Origin of the sequence: Actinomadura sp. 21ATH (genome assembly GCF_041951345.1) — a bacterium.
Lineage (GTDB): Bacteria > Actinomycetota > Actinomycetes > Streptosporangiales > Streptosporangiaceae > Spirillospora.
Genome location: NZ_JBGNUR010000019.1, coordinates 1 through 18,185, shown reverse-complemented (window position 1 = coordinate 18,185; position 18,185 = coordinate 1). Strand labels below are relative to the sequence as shown.

The 18,185-nt window shown below is 73.5% G+C and carries 15 protein-coding genes; 12 read left to right on the top strand and 3 right to left on the bottom strand.

What is annotated here, in order from left to right:
* Positions 1-104 precede the first annotated feature (104 nt).
* The 3 genes from pheS to ACA361_RS35310 all read left to right on the top strand — a co-directional run bounded on the left by pheS (position 105) and on the right by ACA361_RS35310 (position 5,673).
* Positions 105-1,214: a phenylalanine--tRNA ligase subunit alpha gene (pheS, locus tag ACA361_RS35320; protein ID WP_375019413.1), complete on the top strand. Its 1,110-nt coding sequence runs from the start codon at positions 105-107 to the stop codon at positions 1,212-1,214.
* Positions 1,214-3,703: a phenylalanine--tRNA ligase subunit beta gene (gene pheT, locus ACA361_RS35315; protein ID WP_375019411.1), complete on the top strand. Its 2,490-nt coding sequence runs from the start codon at positions 1,214-1,216 to the stop codon at positions 3,701-3,703. Before pheS ends, pheT begins: the two co-directional genes overlap by 1 nt.
* Positions 3,704-4,041: 338 nt before the next feature.
* On the top strand, positions 4,042-5,673 hold the full coding sequence (locus tag ACA361_RS35310) for an ABC-F family ATP-binding cassette domain-containing protein (RefSeq protein ID WP_375019409.1): 1,632 nt from the start codon (positions 4,042-4,044) through the stop codon (positions 5,671-5,673).
* A gap of 63 nt (positions 5,674-5,736) precedes the next feature.
* On the opposite strand, the gene ACA361_RS35305 is transcribed toward ACA361_RS35310, so the two are convergent.
* Genes ACA361_RS35305 through ACA361_RS35295 form a run of 3 tightly spaced genes read right to left on the bottom strand, consistent with a single transcriptional unit; the run spans position 5,737 to position 8,191 of the window.
* Positions 5,737-6,615, bottom strand: coding sequence for an ABC transporter permease (locus tag ACA361_RS35305; protein WP_375019407.1), 879 nt, complete (start codon positions 6,613-6,615; stop codon positions 5,737-5,739).
* Entirely contained in the window at positions 6,615-7,601 is a 987-nt protein-coding gene (locus tag ACA361_RS35300; RefSeq protein WP_375019405.1) for an ABC transporter ATP-binding protein, read from the bottom strand. Before ACA361_RS35300 ends, ACA361_RS35305 begins: the two co-directional genes overlap by 1 nt.
* The gene (locus ACA361_RS35295) at positions 7,598-8,191 is read right to left on the bottom strand and encodes a MarR family winged helix-turn-helix transcriptional regulator (RefSeq protein ID WP_375019404.1); all 594 of its coding nucleotides are present in this window, start codon (positions 8,189-8,191) and stop codon (positions 7,598-7,600) included. Before ACA361_RS35295 ends, ACA361_RS35300 begins: the two co-directional genes overlap by 4 nt.
* 142 nt (positions 8,192-8,333) lie before the next feature.
* Between ACA361_RS35295 and argC the strand changes: the two genes are divergently transcribed.
* The 9 genes from argC to tyrS all read left to right on the top strand — a co-directional run bounded on the left by argC (position 8,334) and on the right by tyrS (position 17,676).
* Positions 8,334-9,362, top strand: coding sequence for an N-acetyl-gamma-glutamyl-phosphate reductase (gene argC, locus ACA361_RS35290; protein WP_375019402.1), 1,029 nt, complete (start codon positions 8,334-8,336; stop codon positions 9,360-9,362).
* A complete protein-coding gene (gene argJ, locus ACA361_RS35285; RefSeq protein WP_375019400.1) occupies positions 9,359-10,516 on the top strand; it encodes a bifunctional glutamate N-acetyltransferase/amino-acid acetyltransferase ArgJ in 1,158 nt (385 codons plus the stop codon). The genes argC and argJ overlap by 4 nt, the downstream gene beginning before the upstream one ends.
* Positions 10,517-10,539: 23 nt before the next feature.
* Positions 10,540-11,466 carry an acetylglutamate kinase gene (argB, locus tag ACA361_RS35280; RefSeq protein ID WP_375019398.1) on the top strand — a complete coding sequence of 309 codons (927 nt, stop codon included), beginning with the start codon at positions 10,540-10,542 and terminating at the stop codon, positions 11,464-11,466.
* A complete protein-coding gene (locus tag ACA361_RS35275; protein WP_375019396.1) occupies positions 11,463-12,665 on the top strand; it encodes an acetylornithine transaminase in 1,203 nt (400 codons plus the stop codon). Before argB ends, ACA361_RS35275 begins: the two co-directional genes overlap by 4 nt.
* Before the next feature lie 3 nt (positions 12,666-12,668).
* The gene (argF, locus tag ACA361_RS35270; RefSeq protein WP_375019395.1) at positions 12,669-13,580 is read left to right on the top strand and encodes an ornithine carbamoyltransferase; all 912 of its coding nucleotides are present in this window, start codon (positions 12,669-12,671) and stop codon (positions 13,578-13,580) included.
* A gap of 10 nt (positions 13,581-13,590) precedes the next feature.
* A complete protein-coding gene (locus tag ACA361_RS35265; protein WP_375019393.1) occupies positions 13,591-14,127 on the top strand; it encodes an arginine repressor in 537 nt (178 codons plus the stop codon).
* A 123-nt stretch (positions 14,128-14,250) separates the two neighbouring features.
* Entirely contained in the window at positions 14,251-15,666 is a 1,416-nt protein-coding gene (gene argH, locus ACA361_RS35260; RefSeq protein ID WP_375019391.1) for an argininosuccinate lyase, read from the top strand.
* A 4-nt stretch (positions 15,667-15,670) separates the two neighbouring features.
* Positions 15,671-16,285: a DNA-3-methyladenine glycosylase gene (locus ACA361_RS35255; protein WP_375019389.1), complete on the top strand. Its 615-nt coding sequence runs from the start codon at positions 15,671-15,673 to the stop codon at positions 16,283-16,285.
* A gap of 116 nt (positions 16,286-16,401) precedes the next feature.
* Positions 16,402-17,676, top strand: coding sequence for a tyrosine--tRNA ligase (gene tyrS / locus ACA361_RS35250; RefSeq protein WP_375019565.1), 1,275 nt, complete (start codon positions 16,402-16,404; stop codon positions 17,674-17,676).
* The last annotated feature ends 509 nt before the right edge of the window (positions 17,677-18,185 follow it).

Sequence of the window (18,185 nt, the reverse complement as noted above, 5' to 3'; positions counted from 1 at the left end):
AGCGAGGCGGCTTCGCTCCCGGGCCCGGCGGGCTTTTCCGGATCCTTTCCGTTCGCCCACTAGACTGCGGGCGATCCACGCCGACCGGAAGTTCTCACACCACCATGTCTGCACCTAACAAGTCCTACGACCCCGTCGAGGTGTCCGCGTTGCAGCCCGAAGCGCTCGACGCGGCCCGTGACGAGGCCCTCGCGGCCATCGCCGCGGCGGCCGGCCTCGACGAGCTCAAGCAGGTCCGGCTGGCGCACGCCGGCGACCGCTCCCCGCTGGCCCTGGCCAACCGCGAGATCGGCGCGCTGCCGCCGGCCGCCCGCGCCGACGCGGGCAAGCGCATCGGCGCCGCCCGCGGCGCCGTCGCGAAGGCCCTCAAGGCCCGCCAGGCCGAGCTGGAGGAGGAGCGCGACCAGCGCGTGCTGGTCGAGGAGACCGTCGACGTCACGCTGCCCTGGGACCGCGCGCCGCGCGGCGCCCGGCACCCGCTGACCACCATGCAGGAGCGGATGGCCGACGTCTTCGTCTCCATGGGCTTCGAGATCGCCGAGGGTCCCGAGGTCGAGGCCGGCTGGTTCAACTTCGACGCGCTGAACTTCGAGCCCGACCACCCGGCGCGCACGATGCAGGACACGTTCTTCGTCGAGTCCGAGGACACCGACCTGGTGATGCGCACGCACACCTCGCCGGTGCAGATCCGCTCGCTGCTGTCGCGCGAGCTGCCGGTGTACGTCGTCGCGCCCGGCCGCACGTACCGCACCGACGAGCTGGACGCCACGCACAGCCCGGTCTTCCACCAGCTGGAGGGCCTGGCGGTCGACGAGGGCCTGACGATGGCCGACCTGCGCGGCGCCATCGACGCGTTCATCCGCGGCATGTTCGGCGAGGGGCTCACGACGCGGTTCCGCCCGTACTACTTCCCGTTCACCGAGCCGTCGGGCGAGGTGGACATGCAGTGCTTCGTGTGCCGGGGCGCCTCGGCCGAGCCCGGCGGGGAGCCGTGCCGGACGTGCGGCTCCGAGGGCTGGATCGAGCTGGGCGGCTGCGGCATGGTCAACCCGCGCGTGCTGGTGGCCTGCGGGATCGACCCCGACCGCTACAGCGGCTGGGCGTTCGGGCTGGGCGTGGAGCGCTCGCTGATGTTCCGGCACGGGGTCGAGGACATGCACGACATGGTGGAGGGTGACGTGCGCTTCACCCTTCCGTTCGGGATGGAGATCTGATGCGCGCGCCGCTTTCCTGGCTGCGGGAGTACGTGGCGCTCCCCGCCGACGTGACCGGCCGCGACCTCGCCGACAGGCTGATCGCGGCCGGCCTGGAGGTCGAGGCCGTCGAGCGCGCCGGCGCCGACATCACCGGCCCGCTGGTGGTCGGCCGGGTGCTGGCCATCGAGGAGCTGACCGAATTCAAGAAGCCGATCCGGTACTGCCAGGTCGACGTGGGGCAGGCCAACGGGACGGGCGAGCCGCAGAACATCATCTGCGGCGCGAGCAACTTCGCGGTCGGCGACCGCGTCGTGGTGATCCTGCCCGGCGGCGAGCTGCCCGGCGGCTTCAAGATCGGCGCCCGGAAGACCTACGGGCGCGTCTCCGAGGGCATGATCTGCTCGGTCCGGGAGCTGGGCATCGGCGACGACCACGACGGCATCCTGGTGCTGCCGCCCGGCGACGAGCCCACCGGCACCGACGCGATCGAGCTGCTCGGGCTGCGCGACGACGTCCTCGACATCGCGGTGACGCCCGACCGCGGCTACGCGCTGTCGATCCGCGGGCTGGCCCGCGAGGCGGCGATCGCCTACGACGTCCCGTTCACCGACCCCACCGACGTCGAGCTGCCGGTGGAGACGGGCGGCTCCTACCCGGCGAGCATCGCCGACCCCACCGCGTGCGACCGGATCGTGCTGCGCGAGGTGCGCGGCTTCGACCCGTCCGCGCAGACCCCGATGCGGATGCGGGTGCGCCTGTACCGCGCGGGGATGCGGCCGGTGTCGCTGGCGGTCGACATCACCAACTACCTGATGCTGGAGCTGGGGCAGCCGCTGCACGCGTTCGACCGGGGCAAGCTGACCGGTCCGATCGTGGTGCGGCGCGCCGCCGAGGGCGAGGAGCTGGAGACCCTCGACCACGTGCGGCGCGAGCTGCACCCCGAGGACATCCTGATCACCGACGAGTCCGGGCCGATCTCGATGGCCGGCACGATGGGCGGGCTGGCCACCGAGATCGACGAGAAGTCGGCCGACATGGTCATCGAGGCCGCGCACTTCGACGCGATCGGCACCGCCCGGATGATCCGCCGGCACAGGGTGCGCAGCGAGGCGTCCTACCGGTTCGAGCGCGGCGTGGACCGCGAGCTGCCGCTGTACGCCTCGTACCTGGCGGCCCGCATGCTGGCCGAGCTGGGCGGCGCCGAGGTCCTGCCGGGCGTGACGCACGCCGAGGCGCCGGCCGGGACGGTCACGATCGAGATGGCGGCCGGGCATCCGGGCCGCGTCGCGGGCGTCGAGTACGCGCGCGACACGGTCGTGCGGCGGCTGGAGCAGGTCGGCTGCGCCGTCCGGGCCGCGGCGGGCGGCGACGCGCTGACGGTGACGCCGCCTTCGTGGCGGCCCGACCTGACCGACCCCAACGACCTGGCCGAGGAGGTCATCCGGCTGGAGGGGTACGACGCGATCCCGTCGCGCGCCCCGCGGCCGGTGGCCGGGCGCGGCCTCACCCCGGCGCAGCGGCTGCGCCGCCGGATCGGCAGGGCGCTGGCCGGGGCCGGGTACGTCGAGGTGCTGAGCTACCCGTTCACCGCGGAGAAGGACTGGGACGGCCTCCAGCTCCCGGCCGGCGACCCGCGCCGCCGGGCGCTGCGGCTGGCTAACCCGATGTCGGAGGACGAGCCGCTGCTGCGCACGACGCTGCTGCCGGGGCTGCTGAAGACGCTGGGCCGCAACGTCGGCCGCGGCTTCGCCGACGTCGCGCTGTACGAGCAGGGCGTGGTGTTCCGGCCCCGCGAGGGCGCGCCGGCGCGCTCGCCGCGGCTGGCGGTGGACCGCGGGCCGACGGCCGGGGAGATCGCCTCGGTGGAGGCGGCGCTGCCCGACCAGCCGTACCGGGTCGCGGCCGTGCTCGCCGGGGAGCGGGAGCCGTCGGGCTGGTGGGGCGGCGGCCGCCCGGCCGGCTGGGCCGACGCGATCGAGGCCGCCCGCACGGTGGCCCGCGAGGCCGGCGTGGAGCTGGCGGTCCGGGCCGACCGGCACGAGCCGTGGCATCCGGGCCGGTGCGCCGCGCTGTACGCGGGGGAGACCCTGGTCGGGCACGCGGGCGAGTTGCACCCGCGGGTGATCAAGGCGTTCGGGCTGCCGCCGCGGACCTGCGCGATGGAGCTGGAGACCCGGCTGCTCGGCGACCCGGGCCCGGTGCGGGCGCCGCACGTGTCGTCGTACCCGGTCGCCACGCAGGACGTCGCGCTGGTCGTCGACGCGGCCGTTCCGGCGGCCGAGGTGGAGGCGGCGCTGCGCGACGGGGCGGGCGAGCTGCTGGAGTCGGTCCGGCTGTTCGACGTCTACACGGGCGAGCAGGCGGGCGAGGGGCGCAAGTCGCTGGCCTACTCGCTGCGGTTCCGCGCGCCGGACCGGACGCTCACGGCCGAGGAGGCCGGCGCGTCCCGGGACGCGGCCGTGGCCGCCGCCGCCGAGCGCACCGGCGCCGTCCAGCGCGGGGGCTGACGCCCTGACGCTTCCCGGGAGCGGCCTCGTACTGCGGTGCGGGGCCGCTCTCGCGTTCCCGGGGAAATTCTCTTAAAGCTACTTGTGTTGCATTAGATGTCCGGCTACGCTGGACCCGTCACATCGTCGTCCGGCTGGGGAGTCCATGAAGCACTGAGGTCGCAGACACCGCGTGGCAGCGGTTCTGGGTGCTCGTCTCGAGCAGCGCCCCGCGTGCCCGCGTTCGTGACCTCGGTGGACCCTCGTCCCGGGCGATTGCTCTTTTCGCCCGCGCGCTGCGCGTTCCGCGGTGTCTCCACGTGTCCTGATCGATCCCGGTACGTCTTGGAGGACCGCCCATGTCATTTCCTGCTGCTTCCACCCCCTTCTCGGTGGTCTGCTCGGAGCTGTCGTTCGCCTGGGAGGACGGCACGACCGTGCTGGACGGCCTGGACGTCGCGTTCGGCACCGGCCGTACCGGCCTCATCGGCGTCAACGGCTCGGGCAAGTCCACCCTGCTCAGGCTGATCGCGGGCGAGGTGCGCCCGGCGGCCGGGACGGTCAGCGTCGCCGGCGAGATCGGCTACCTGCCGCAGAACCTCCCGCTCGGCACCGCCCGTACCGTGTCGGACCTGCTCGGCATCACCGCGACCCGCGAGGCGCTGCACGCGATCGAGCGGGGCGAGGCGACCGAGGAGAACTTCGCCGCGGTCGGGGACGGCTGGGACGTGGAGGAGCGCGCCCGTGCCGAGCTGGACCGGCTCGGCCTGGGCGCCGTCGGGCTGGACCGCACGGTGGCGACGCTGTCGGGCGGCGAGGCCATCATGACCGGCCTCGCGGGCCGCCTGCTGGCCCGTCCCGACGTGCTGCTGCTCGACGAGCCCACCAACAACCTCGACCTGGACGCGCGCCGCCGCCTCTACGGCGCGGTGGAGTCCTGGCCGGGCGTGCTGATCGTCGTCAGCCACGACCGGACGCTGCTGGACCTCGTCGACGAGATCGCCGACCTGCGGGAGGGCGGCGTGCGCTCGTTCGGCGGCAACCTGACCGGGTACGAGGAGCTGCTCGCCGTGGAGCGGGAGGCGGCCGAGCGCGCCGTCCGCGCCGCCGGCCAGGACCTGCGGCGGCAGAAACGCGAGCTGGAGGAGGCCCATGTGAAGCTGGCCCGCCGGGTCCGCTACGGCAACAAGATGTTCGAGCAGAAGCGCGAGCCGAAGATCATCATGCAGGAGCGCAAGCGGCAGGCGCAGGTGTCGGCCGGCAAGCACCGGCAGATGCACGAGGACCGGCTCGCGGACGCGCGCGACCGGCTGTCGGAGGCCGAGGAGGCGGTCCGCGCCGACGCCGAGATCCGGATCGCGCTGCCCGCGACCGAGGTCCCGGCGGGGCGCACCGTCCTCACCGTGTCCGGGCTGCCCGCCGGGGAGCCCGCGGCCCTGGAGGAGCTGATCGTCCGGGGCCCGGAGCGGATCGCGCTGACCGGCCCGAACGGCGCCGGGAAGACGACCTTCCTGCGCGCGCTGCTCGGCGAGGGTCCGGGCGAGGGGCTCCGGGTGAAGATCGGCGTCGAGGGCGTGCGCTACCTGCCGCAGCGGCTGGACGTCCTGGACGACCGGCTCAGCGTGGTCGACAACGTGCGGGAGTTCGCGCCGTCGGCGTCGGCGCAGACCGTCCGGGCGGGGCTGGCGCGGTTCCTGTTCCGCGGCCGGCGGGCCGACCAGCCCGCCGGGACGCTGTCGGGCGGGGAGCGCTTCCGGGCGGTCCTGGCCTCGCTGCTGCTGGCCGAGCCCGCGCCGCGGCTGCTGCTGATGGACGAGCCGACCAACAACCTCGACATGGCCAGCGTCCGCCGCCTGGCGGAGGCGCTGGAGGCGTACCGGGGGGCGCTGGTCGTGGTCAGCCACGACGTCCCGTTCCTGCGGACCGTCGGGATCACCCGCTGGCTGCGCCTGGACAAGGACGCCGGGCTGTCCGAGATCGAGCCGATGTGAGCCCGGACGCGGACGGGGCGGGGTGCGCGCACCCCGCCCCGTCCCGTCCCGCGCGGGTCCGGCTCAGGTCAGGACGCGCTTGGTGAACGTGCGCGTCGCGAACCAGGTGAGCACGGCGGTGCCGCCGAGCAGCGCCAGCGAGAACGCCCAGGTGGGCATGTGGCCCACGCCCGGGGTCAGCGCCGCCCGCAGCGCCTCGCTCACGTACACCAGCGGGTTGAACAGGCTGGCGATCTGCAGCCAGCGGATGTCCTCCAGCGCCGACCACGGGTAGTAGACGCAGCCGAGCATGGTGACCGGCAGCAGGATCACGGCGAACAGGATCTGCGCCTTCTGCGGGTCGATCAGCGTGCCGAGCAGCAGCCCGCCCGAGGCGGCCAGCAGCGAGCCGACCGCCATCGCCATGATCAGCACCGGCCAGCTGCCGATGTGGACCTGCGGCTCCTGGCCGTCGGCGTGGATGAACAGCACCGCGGGGAAGACCAGCAGCCCGCCCACCAGGCCCTGCACCGCCGCCGCGGTGATCTTCTGGATCGCCAGCATCGGGACCGGCAGCGGCGCCAGTGCCCGGTCGGTGATGGAGCGCTGCCAGGTCAGCTCCATCATCAGCGGCATGATCGCCGCCATCATCGCCTGCATGACCATCGACGAGGCGACCAGGCCGGGCACCAGGATCGTGGTGAAGTTGGCGCCGTCCCCGCCGCCCATGGCCATCGCCCCGCCGCCGATCTTCGGCAGCACGTACGCGAACACGAACACGAACATCAGCGGCTGGACCAGCACCCGCAGGAACGTCGACAGGAAGTTCTTGCGCATGACCCGCACCTCGCGGGCCATCATGCCGCCGAAGGTGCGCGCCAGGGTGGGCCGCATGGCCGGCGGCGCGGGCACGGGCCGCTCGCTCACCGCCGCCGCGGCCTCGGCCGTCTTCTGGGAAGCCATCAGTCGCGGTACTCCCGTCCGGTCAGGGTGAGGAACACGGTCTCCAGGCTGGGGCGCAGCTGCGCGGCGTCGGTGACGCCGACCCCGGCGGCCGAGCCGGCCGCCACCAGCTCGCCCAGGACGCCCTCGGGCTCGCGGGCGAACACCCGCACCTGCTCGCCGGTCACCTCGACGCGATCGATCCCGGCGCGGTCGCGGAGCGCGGCCAGGTCGCCGGGTGGCGTCCCGTCGTACGAGACGGTGATCACGGTGTCGGCGCCGGCGGTGTCCTTGAGGCCGTCCACGGTGCCGCTGGCCAGCACCCTGCCGTGGTCGATCACGGCGAGCCGGTCGCAGAGGGCCTCGGCCTCCTCCATGTAGTGGGTGGTGAGGACGATGGTCTGGCCCTCCTTCTGCAGGCCGCGCAGCACCTCCCAGAGGTTGACCCGGTTCTGCGGGTCGAGGCCGGCGGTGGGCTCGTCCAGGAACAGCACCTCGGGCCGGTGGACCAGCGCCCGGCAGATCATCAGCCGCTTGGCCTGGCCGCCCGACAGCTCGAACGGGGTGCCCTTGCGGCGGTCCTGGAGGTTGAACATCTCCAGCAGCTCGCCGGCCCTGCGGCGGGCGTCCCGGCCGGACATGCCGAAGTAGCGGCCGCGGAACTCCAGGTTCTCGAACGCGTTGAGCTCGTTGTCCAGGGTGTTGTTCTGGGACACCATGCCGATCCGGCGCTTGACCTCGACGGGCCGGCGGACGACGTCGAGCCCGCACACCTCCGCCGTCCCGGCGGTGGGCAGCACGAGGGTGGTGAGCATGCCGATGGTGGTCGACTTGCCGGCGCCGTTGGGGCCGAGCAGGCCGAAGAACTCGCCCTGCCCGACCTCCAGGTCGACGCCCTGGACGGCGGGCACGTCGCCGCGCGGGCCGGAGTAGGTCTTGCGCAGGCCGGTGGTGCGCACGGCGACGGGCGGGCCGCCGTCCGGCGGGCCTTCGGGGGGTGCGGTCATCTCTCCTCCTCGGGGGGCGTGGGGGGCGGCTCGGCCGTGCGCCCGGCCGGCGGGCCGTCCGCCGGGCGGGCCGTGGCGTCCGCCGGGCCGCAGGCGGCGCCCGCGGCCGTGGTGTCGCCGCCGGAGTAGGCGCGGAACCGGTCGATCAGCTGGATCAGGAACCGGCGGACGGCCGGCTCGTCGGCCTCGTCGATCACGTAGAAGCGGCGGAGGTCCCGGGACAGCTCCTGGCCGCCCTCGACGGCCAGGCGGCGGCCGGAGCCGGTGATGTGGACGAGCACGGCCCGCCGGTCGGTGGGGTCGCGGCGCCGCTCCACGTGGCCGTTGCGCTCCAGGGTGCCGATCACCGAGGTGACCGAGGCGGGCGTGATCATCATCTGCCGGGCCAGCTCGCCGGGGCGCTGCCCGTCGCGGCCGAGCAGCGAGCGCAGGATCAGGAAGCCGGCCGGGCTGATCCCGTGCTGGTCGATCACCCGCCACATCACCGGGCCCCACAGCTTGGCGGCGGCGGCGAACAGCCGGCCGGTCGGCCAGTCGTCCACCGGCCCCGTGGGGGTGATGTCCACGAATCCGTGATCTTGCCTCTCCATGGGACAAAAGATTAGAAGCCTCATTATTAGCCGTCAAATCATTAGCCGCCTAAGCTGTTTCGGGCGGATTAACGATTTGGATATTCATCCAGACTCATGCATACTCTTGCTCACCAAGCATCGGGGAAGGTGAACGGACACCATGGGCATCAAGGCGGCGGTCGCCGGCGCCAGCGGATACGCGGGCGGCGAGGTGCTGCGCATCCTCGCCGGCCATCCGGAGTTCGAGATCGGCACGCTGACGGCGGGGTCCAACGCGGGCACCGAGCTCGGCGCGCACCAGCCGCACCTGCGATCCCTGGCCGGCCGCGTCCTGGAGGAGACCACGCCGGACACGCTCGCCGGGCACGACGCGGTGTTCCTGGCACTGCCGCACGGGCAGTCCGGGCCGCTGGCCGAGAAGCTCGGCGACGACATGCTCGTCATCGACTGCGGCGCCGACTTCCGGCTGTCCGACGCCGCCGACTGGACCGCCTTCTACGGCACCCCGCACGCCGGCACCTGGCCGTACGGCCTGCCCGAGCTCCCGGGGCAGCGCGAGGTGCTCGCCGGCGCGAAGCGCATCGCGGTGCCCGGCTGCTACCCGACCGCGGTCACGCTGGCGATGTTCCCGGCGTTCCTGGCCGGGCTGGTCGAGCCGGACGTCGTCGTGGTCGCCGCCTCCGGCACCTCCGGCGCGGGCCGCGCGCTGAAGCCGCACCTGCTCGGCAGCGAGGTCATGGGCGCGATGAGCCCGTACGGCGTCGGCGGCGTGCACCGGCACACCCCGGAGATGATCCAGAACCTGAGCGGGGTCGCGGGCGAGCCGGTCACCGTCTCGTTCACCCCCACGCTGGCGCCGATGAGCCGCGGCATCCTGGCCACCTGCTCGGCCCGCACCCGGCCCGGCGTCACGCTGGAGACCCTGCGCGACGCGTACGGCCTGGCCTACGAGGGCGAGCCGTTCGTCGCCCTGCTGCCCGAGGGGCAGTGGCCCTCGACCGCGATGACGCTCGGCGCCAACACCGCCCTGATCCAGGTCGCCCACGACGAGCGCGCCGGCCGCGCCGTCGTGGTCGCCGCCATCGACAACCTCACCAAGGGCACCGGCGGGGGAGCGGTGCAGAGCGCCAACCTCGCCCTCGGCCTGCCCGAACGGCTCGGTCTCACCACGATCGGAGTGTCTCCTTGAGCGTCACCGCACCCAGAGGGTTCCGCGCCGCCGGCGTCGTCGCCGGCCTGAAGGACAGCGGAGCCCGCGACCTCGCCCTGGTCGTCAACGACGGGCCGTCCCGCGCCGCGGCCGGCGTCTTCACCCGCAACCGGGTGAAGGCCGCGCCGGTCCTGTGGTCCGAGCAGGTCCTCAAGGGCGGCCGGCTGCGCGCGGTGGTGCTCAACTCCGGCGGCGCCAACGCCTGCACCGGCGCGCCCGGCTTCCAGGACACCCACGCGACCGCCGAGAAGGTCGCCGAGGCCCTCCAGGACTCGGCCGGGGAGATCGCGGTCTGCTCCACCGGCCTCATCGGGGAGCGGCTGCCCATGGACAGCCTGCTGCCGGGCGTCGACGCCGCGGCCGCCGGGCTGTCGCGCGGCGACGGCGGGCTGGCCGCCGCGGACGCCATCCGCACCACCGACAGCGTCGCCAAGATCGCGTTCCGGCAGGGCGACGGCGGCTACATGATCGGCGGGATGGCCAAGGGCGCCGGCATGCTGGCCCCCTCCCTCGCCACCATGCTCTGCGTGATCACCACCGACGCCGACCTGGACGCCGCCGCCCTCGACCGGGCGCTGCGCGCCGCCACCGGCGTCACCCTCGACCGGCTGGACGCCGACGGCTGCATGTCCACCAACGACACCGTGCTGCTGATGGCCTCCGGCGCCGCCGGGGCGACCCCGGACGAGGCCGAGTTCACCGCGCTGCTCACCGAGGTCGCCGCCGACCTCACCCGGCAGCTCCTCGTGGACGCCGAGGGCGCGTCCAAGGCCATCGCGATCGAGATCGTCGGCGCCGACAGCGAGGACGACGCCGTGACCGTCGGCCGCTCCATCGCCCGCAACAACCTGCTCAAGTGCGCCATCCACGGCGAGGACCCCAACTGGGGGCGGGTCCTGTCGGCCGTCGGCACCACCGACGCCGTCTTCGAGCCCGACCACCTCAACGTCGCGATCAACGGCGTCTGGGTCTGCCGGAACGGCTCGGTCGGCGACGACCGCGACAAGGTCGACCTGCGCCCCCGCGACGTGACGATCACCGTCGACCTGTCGGCCGGCCCGCACAGCGCCACCGTCTGGACCACCGACCTCACGGCCGACTACGTCCACGAGAACTCGGCGTACAGCACGTGAGCGGAGTGACGAGCGGGGCCCGGATGCGGAAGAACAGGGCCGGGGTGCTGGAGAAGGCCGGCACGCTGATCCAGGCGCTGCCGTGGCTGGAGCGCTTCCACGGCGCCACCGTCGTGATCAAGTACGGCGGGCACGCGATGACCGACGCGTCGCTGCGCGCCTCGTTCGCCGAGGACGTGGTGTTCCTGCGCTACGCCGGGCTGCGCCCGGTGATCGTGCACGGCGGCGGGCCGCAGATCAACGCCGCGCTGGAGCGCGCCGGGATCGAGTCCAGCTTCACCGCCGGGCTGCGCGTCACCACCCCGGAGGCCATGGAGGTCGTCCGGATGGTCCTGGTCGGCCAGGTCAACCGGGACGTGGTGGGCCTGCTCAACCGGCACGGCGCGTTCGGCGTTGGGATGTCGGGCGAGGACGCCAACCTGTTCACCGCCGAGCGCAAGCACGCGGTCGTGGACGGCGAGCCGGTCGACATCGGCCAGGTCGGCGAGATCGTCGAGGTCCAGGTCGGCGCGGTCCGGGCGCTGCTGGACGACGGCCGGATCCCGGTCATCTCCAGCGTCGCCCGCGGCGACGACGGCGAGGTCTACAACGTCAACGCCGACACCGCCGCCGCCGCGCTGGCCGTGGCGCTGGACGCCACCAAGCTGGTCGTGCTGACCGACGTCGAGGGCCTGTACGCCGACTGGCCCGACAGCGACGACGTGATCGACAGCCTGACGGCCGACGAACTGGCCGCGCTGCTGCCCGAACTGACCTCGGGCATGGTGCCGAAGATGGAGGCGTGCCTGCACGCCGTGCGCGGCGGCGTCCCGCAGGCGCACGTGCTGGACGGCCGCGTCCCGCACTCGGTCCTGCTGGAGGTCTTCACCGACGAGGGCGTCGGCACCATGGTCGTCCCGGGCACCCCCGCCCCGGCGGCGGACGAGAACGAAGAGGGAGAAGTCGCGTGAAGAACGACGACCTCAGGAAACGGTACGAGGCGGCGTTCATGCCCAACTACGGCGTGCCGCCGCTGGCGCTCGCGCGCGGCGAGGGCAGCCGGGTCTGGGACGTGGACGGCAACGCCTACCTCGACCTGATCGCCGGCATCGCGGTGAGCAGCCTGGGGCACGGCCACCCGGCCCTGGTCGAGGCGGTGAGCGCCCAGGTCGCCGGCCTCGCGCACACCTCCAACCTCTTCCTGCACGAGCCCGAGGTGCGGCTGGCCGAGAAGCTGCGCGGGCTGCTGGACGCCGACGCCCGGGTGTTCCTCGCCAACAGCGGCACCGAGGCCAACGAGGCCGCGCTCAAGCTCGCGATCAAGTACGGCAAGAGCAACGGCCGGTCCTACTTCGTCGCGACCGAGAACGGCTTCCACGGCCGCAGCATGGGCGCGCTCGCGCTGACCGGCAAGGACGCCATCCGGGAACCGTTCGGGCCGTTCGCGCTGGACGTCCGCTTCGTCCCGTACGGTGACGCCGACGCGCTCAAGGCCGCCGTGACCGGCGAGTGCGCGGCGGTGTTCCTGGAGCCCACGCAGGGCGAGGCCGGCGTCGTCCCGCCCCCGGAGGGCTACTTCGCCGCCGCCCGCGAGATCTGCGACGCCACCGGCGCGCTCCTCGTCGCCGACGAGATCCAGTCCGCGATCGGGCGCACCGGCACGTGGTTCGTGTTCCGCCACGAGCTGGCCGGCGCCACCCCCGACATCCTCACCCTCGCCAAGGGCCTCGGCGGCGGGCTGCCGATCGGCGCCTGCGTCGCCTTCGGCGAGCACGGCGGCATCTTCGCCAAGGGCGACCACGGCAGCACCTTCGGCGGCAACCCGGTCGGCGCCGCCGCCGCGCTCGCGGTCATCGGGACCATCGAGCGGGACGGCCTCCTCGACCACGTCACCGCGGTGGGGGAGCGGCTCGCCGCCGGGATCACCGCGACCCTCCATCCCCTGCTGAAGGGCGTGCGGGGGCGCGGGCTCTGGCGGGCCGTGGTCCTGGACGGCGCCCGCGCCGGCGCCGTGGAGGCCGCCGCCCGGGAGGCCGGGTTCCTGGTCAACGCCGTGCAGCCGGACGCGATCAGGCTCGCCCCGCCCCTCATCCTCACCCCCGAGCAGGCCGGCTCGTTCACCGACGCCCTCCCGGCGATCCTGGACGCCGCGGCCGAGAAGGAGGACTGACCCATGGCGCGGCACTTCCTGCGCGACGACGACCTCACCCCCGCCGAGCAGGCCGAGGTGCTGGAACTGGCCGCCGCCATGAAGGCGGACCGGTTCGCGCACCGGCCGCTGGAGGGCCCCCGGACCGTCGCGGTGCTGTTCGACAAGCCGTCCACCCGCACCCGCATCTCGTTCGCCGTCGGCATCGCCGAACTCGGCGGGCACCCGCTGGTCCTGGACTCCGGGACCAGCCAGCTCGGCCGCGGCGAGTCGATCGCCGACACCGCCCGGGTCCTGGAACGGCAGGCGTCCGCGATCGTGTGGCGCACCGGCGGGCAGGAACGCATCGAGGAGATGGCCGCGGGCACGACCGTCCCGGTCGTCAACGCGCTGACCGACGAGTTCCACCCCTGCCAGATCCTGGCCGACCTCCAGACGATCAAGGAGTCCAAGGGCGGCCTGGCCGGCCTCACCCTCGCCTACTTCGGCGACGGCGCCAACAACATGGCCCACTCCTACCTGCTCGGCGGCGCCACCGCCGGCATGCACGTCCGGATCGCCGCCCCCGAGCCGCTGCCGCCCGACCCCGCCGTGGTCGCGAGGGCCGCGGAGATCGCGGCCGCCACCGGCGGCTCGGTCACCGTGACCGCCGGCGCCGAGCGCGCCGCGGCCGGCGCCGACGTCCTCGCCACCGACACCTGGGTGTCGATGGGCCAGGAGGGCAAGGACACCGCCCTGTACGAGCCGTACCGGATCGACGAGGCGCTGCTTTCCCTCGCCGACGACGCGGCGATCGTGCTGCACTGCCTCCCCGCCTACCGCGGCAAGGAGATCACCGCCGCGGTGCTGGACGGCCCCCGCAGCGTCGTCTGGGACGAGGCCGAGAACCGGCTGCACGCCCAGAAGGCGTTGCTGGCCTGGCTTCTGGAGCGATAAGAAGACCGCCATGACGATCCCCGTGACCAAGACCGCCCGCCAGGCCAAGGTCGTCGATCTGCTGACCCGCAACCCGGTGCACTCCCAGGCCGAGCTGGCCCGCCTGCTCGCCGAGGCGGGCGTCGAGGTCACCCAGGCCACGCTGTCGCGCGACCTGGTCGAGATCGGCGCGGTACGGCTGCGCGCCGACGACGGCAGCCTCATCTACGCCGTCCCCGGGGAGGGCGGCGAGCGGATCCGGCGCGCCCGGACCGGCGCCGGCGACGCCGAGTCGTTCACCGGCAGGCTCGGGCGGCTCGCCGCCGAACTGCTGGTCTCCGCCGAGGCGTCGGCCAACCTGGTCATGGTCCGCACCCCGCCGGGCGCCGCCCAGTACCTGGCCTCGGCGATCGACCACGCCGAATGGCCGTCCATCCTCGGCACGGTCGCGGGCGACGACTCCATCCTGGTCATCGCGCGCGACCCGGCCGGCGGGCAGGAGCTGGCCGAGTCGCTGCTGCGCCTGGCCGCGGGACGCGAACGGCGCGGCGGCCAGCACGGCGGCTAGCACGGCGTCCCGGACCGGAGCGGCGCGCGCCGGGGTGGCAATACAGTGGGGGATCGCGGGCCGGCGGCAGCCGCCCGCCTCCGTTCGAAGAGCACAGGAAAGCACAGGAAGAAGAGGATTTTCGTGACGAAGGCACCGACGCGACTGTGGGGCGGCCGGTTCGAAGGCGGTCCGTCGGACGCGCTCGCGCGGCTCTCGGTGAGCGTCCAGTTCGACTGGCGGCTCGCCCCGTACGACCTGATGGGCTCGCGCGCCCACGCCCGCGTGCTCAACCGGGCGGGGCTGCTCACCGACGACGAGCTGGAGCGCATGCTCGGTGCCCTCGACGACCTCGAAGAGGCGTGCAAGAGCGGCGACTTCCGGCCCACCGTCGCCGACGAGGACGTCCACACCGCCCTCGAACGCGGCCTCCTGGAACGCCTCGGCGCCCTCGGCGGCAAGCTCCGCGCCGGCCGCAGCCGCAACGACCAGGTCGCCACCGACCTGCGCCTCTACCTCCGCGACCACGTCCGGCAGATCGTCAGCCGGCTGGTCGAGCTGGAGACCGCGCTGATCGCCCAGGCCGAGCACAACCTCGGCGTCGCCGCCCCCGGCATGACCCACCTCCAGCACGCCCAGCCGGTGCTGTTCTCCCACCAGCTGCTCGCCCACGTCCAGCCGCTCACCCGCGACATCGACCGGCTCCGCGACTGGGACCGCCGCGCCGCCGTGTCCCCGCTCGGCTCCGGCGCCCTCGCCGGCTCCTCGCTCCCGCTGGACCCGCAGGCCACCGCCGCCGAACTCGGCTTCGACTCGGCCGCCGCCAACTCCATGGACGCCGTCGCCGACCGCGACTTCGTCGCCGAGTTCCTCTTCGCCGCCGCCCTGACCGGCGTCCACCTCTCCCGCCTCGGCGAGGAGATCTGCCTGTGGGCGTCCCAGGAGTTCCGCTGGATCGAGATGGACGACACCTACGCCACCGGGTCGTCGATCATGCCGCAGAAGAAGAACCCCGACGTCGCCGAGCTGGCCCGCGGCAAGGCCGGCCGCCTCATCGGCCACCTCGTCGGCCTGCTCACCACCCTCAAGGGCCTGCCCCTCACCTACAACCGCGACCTCCAGGAGGACAAGGAGGGCGCCTTCGACGCCGTCGAGACGCTGCTCCTCGTCCTGCCCGCCATGTCCGGCCTGATCGCCACCATGCGCGTCAACACCGAGCGGCTGGAGGCGTCCGCCCCCGACGGCTTCGCCCTGGCCACCGACCTCGCCGAACTCCTCGTCCGGCGCGGCACCGCCTTCCGCGACGCCCACGAGGTCGTCGGCCACCTCGTCGTCTGGTGCCAGGTCAACGACAAGGACTTCGACGACCTCACCGACGACGAGCTGCTCAAGGTGTCCCCGCACCTGACCCCCGACGTCCGCGAGGTCCTGAACGTCCAGGGCGCGCTCGCCTCCCGCAAGGCGCACGGCGGCACCGCCCCCGAGCGCGTCCGCGAGCAGATCGCCGCGCTGCGCGGCCTCGCCGACGAGCACGCCGCCTGGGCCGCGGGCTCCGAGTAGGCCGATGACCGGCACCCCCCTGCCCCGCGCGTTCTTCGACCGCCCGGTGGACGAGGTCGCCCCCGACCTGCTCGGCCGCGTCCTCGTCCACGGCGGCGTCGCCGTCCGGCTCACCGAGGTCGAGGCGTACGCCGGGCCCCTCGACCCGGCCTCGCACGCCTACCGGGGCCGCACGCCGCGCACCGAGGTGATGTTCGGGCCGCCCGGGCACGCCTACGTGTACTTCACGTACGGCATGCACTACTGCGTCAACCTGGTCTGCGCGGAGGAGGGCACCGCCTCGGCCGTCCTGATCCGCGCCGGCCAGGTCGTCTCCGGGCACGAGACGGCACGCTCCCGGCGGCCCCGCTCCACCGAGCGCGACATGGCCCGCGGCCCCGCCCGGCTGTGCGTCACCCTCGGCATCGCCCGCGAGCAGAACGGCGCGGACGTCTGCGCCCCCGGCGGAGCCCTGCGCGTCCTGCCCGGCGACCCCGCCGACCCGGCACTGATCAGGACCGGCCCCCGGGTCGGCGTGACCGGGGCCAAGGAGACCCCCTGGCGGTTCTGGATCGACGGTGACCCGACCGTCTCCGCGTACCGGGCCCACGTGCCGCGCAAGCGGGCCAGGCCCGCCTGACGCCTCCGTACCGGCCCGGCACGTCACGGCCGGCCGCGGTAAACCATTACCGTGAGGTGCGCACCCTCCGGCACCCTGGAGGGACCGACCCTTCGCATGTGGAGAGCAGGAAGAACGTGACCGACATCCTCGACGATCTCGCGTGGCGCGACCTGATCGCGCAGTCCACCGATCTGGACGAACTGCGAGCGACGCTCGCCGCGGGGCCGGTCACGCTCTATTGCGGTTTCGACCCGACCGCGCCGTCCCTGCACCTCGGCAACCTGATCCAGATCCTGGTGCTCAAGCGCTTCCAGCAGGCCGGGCACCGTCCCATCGGGCTGGTCGGCGGCGCCACCGGGCTGATCGGCGACCCCAGCGGCAAGAGCGCGGAACGCGTCCTGAACTCCGAGGAGACCGTCGCCGGCTGGGTCGAGCGCATCCACGGCCAGGTCTCCCGCTTCCTGGACTTCGGTGACGCGCCCAACTCCGCCACCATGGTCAGCAACCTCGACTGGACCGGCCCGATGACGGTCATCGAGTTCCTCCGCGACATCGGCAAGCACTTCCCGGTGAACCGGATGCTCGCCCGCGAGACGGTGCGCAGCCGCCTGGAGACGGGGATCAGCTACACCGAGTTCAGCTACGTGCTCCTCCAGTCCATGGACTACCTGGAGCTGCACCGGCGGTACGGCTGCGTCCTGCAGACCGGCGGCAACGACCAGTGGGGCAACCTCACGGCCGGGGCCGACCTGATCAGGCGCGTCGAGGGGACCGCGGCGCACGCCCTGACCACGCCGCTGCTGACCAAGGCCGACGGGACGAAGTTCGGCAAGACCGCCGGCGGCGAGACGTACTGGCTCGACCCCGAGCTGACCTCGCCGTACGCGTTCTACCAGTTCTGGTTCAACGCCGACGACCGCGACATCGCCAGGTTCCTCAAGGTCTTCAGCTTCCGCACCAGGGAGGAGATCGAGGAACTGGTCAAGCAGGGCGCCGAGCGCCCCGCCGCCCGCATCCCGCAGCGGGCGCTGGCCGAGGAGATGACCACGATGGTCCACGGCGCCGACGAGACCGCCCGCGTGGTCGCGGCCTCGCGGGCGCTGTTCGGGCAGGGCGCCCTGGAGGAGCTGGACGAGCGCACGCTCCGGTCGGCCCTGGCCGAGGTGCCCCGTACCGAGGTGCCGCCGGGCGAACTCCCGCCCGTCGCCGACCTCCTGGCCGCCTCGGGCCTGTGCAAGAGCAAGTCCGAGGCGCGGCGCGCGATCGCCCAGGGCGGCGCGTACCTGAACAACGCCAAGGTCGCGGCCGAGGACGCCGTCCCGGCGGCGTCGGACCTCCTGCACGGCCGCTTCCTGGTGCTGCGGCGCGGGAAGCGCAACGTCGGGGGCGTGGAGGTCGTGCCGGCCTGACCCCCCGTTCCGAGCGCCGCGGGCGCCCGTCCGGCCTGTGCCGGGCGGGCGCCCGTTCGCGTCCGAGGGCAAAGCTCCGGCCGTTCAAACGTCACAGTGCGGTCACGAGGACCGTGCCGCGCCCCTTGCCGACCCCCGAAACCCGGGGTTCACCTGGGACTACGCGCCCCGGAGCGTCGATTTGACGGTGTTGCCGGACGGACCTAATGTTCTACCTGCCCCAAGGGGAGCGGGACGCCGGGAGGCGGCCGGCCCGAGGGGAACTCCACAGACCGGCAGCGCGGATCTCCTCCGCGTCGCTGGAACCTGCGGGGGGCGCCGAATCGGACGAAGTTTGACGAACCGGACGAATCGGATAAGCTTGAAGGGTTGCCCCGGAGCACGGGCCTGCGAGAGTGGGTCGGGCGCGGTGGGTGTCCGTTTCTTGAGAACTCAACAGCGTGTTAAAAGCCAGTGCCTTTATCGGTTCGGTTCATTGGTGACCGGACCGCCCCGTGGCCATCGAGTGT

Excerpts from the sequence above, each read along its gene's own strand:
- ACA361_RS35300 (WP_375019405.1), bottom strand. The coding sequence starts at position 7,601 with ATGACCGCACCCCCCGAAGGCCCGCCGGACGGCGGCCCGCCCGTCGCC.
- ACA361_RS35295 (WP_375019404.1), bottom strand. The coding sequence starts at position 8,191 with ATGGAGAGGCAAGATCACGGATTCGTGGACATCACCCCCACGGGGCCG.
- ACA361_RS35305 (WP_375019407.1), bottom strand. The coding sequence starts at position 6,615 with ATGGCTTCCCAGAAGACGGCCGAGGCCGCGGCGGCGGTGAGCGAGCGG.
- pheS (WP_375019413.1), top strand. The coding sequence starts at position 105 with ATGTCTGCACCTAACAAGTCCTACGACCCCGTCGAGGTGTCCGCGTTG.
- argC (WP_375019402.1), top strand. The coding sequence starts at position 8,334 with ATGGGCATCAAGGCGGCGGTCGCCGGCGCCAGCGGATACGCGGGCGGC.
- ACA361_RS35265 (WP_375019393.1), top strand. The coding sequence starts at position 13,591 with ATGACGATCCCCGTGACCAAGACCGCCCGCCAGGCCAAGGTCGTCGAT.
- ACA361_RS35310 (WP_375019409.1), top strand. The coding sequence starts at position 4,042 with ATGTCATTTCCTGCTGCTTCCACCCCCTTCTCGGTGGTCTGCTCGGAG.
- ACA361_RS35255 (WP_375019389.1), top strand. The coding sequence starts at position 15,671 with ATGACCGGCACCCCCCTGCCCCGCGCGTTCTTCGACCGCCCGGTGGAC.
- argF (WP_375019395.1), top strand. The coding sequence starts at position 12,669 with ATGGCGCGGCACTTCCTGCGCGACGACGACCTCACCCCCGCCGAGCAG.
- pheT (WP_375019411.1), top strand. The coding sequence starts at position 1,214 with ATGCGCGCGCCGCTTTCCTGGCTGCGGGAGTACGTGGCGCTCCCCGCC.
- argB (WP_375019398.1), top strand. The coding sequence starts at position 10,540 with ATGCGGAAGAACAGGGCCGGGGTGCTGGAGAAGGCCGGCACGCTGATC.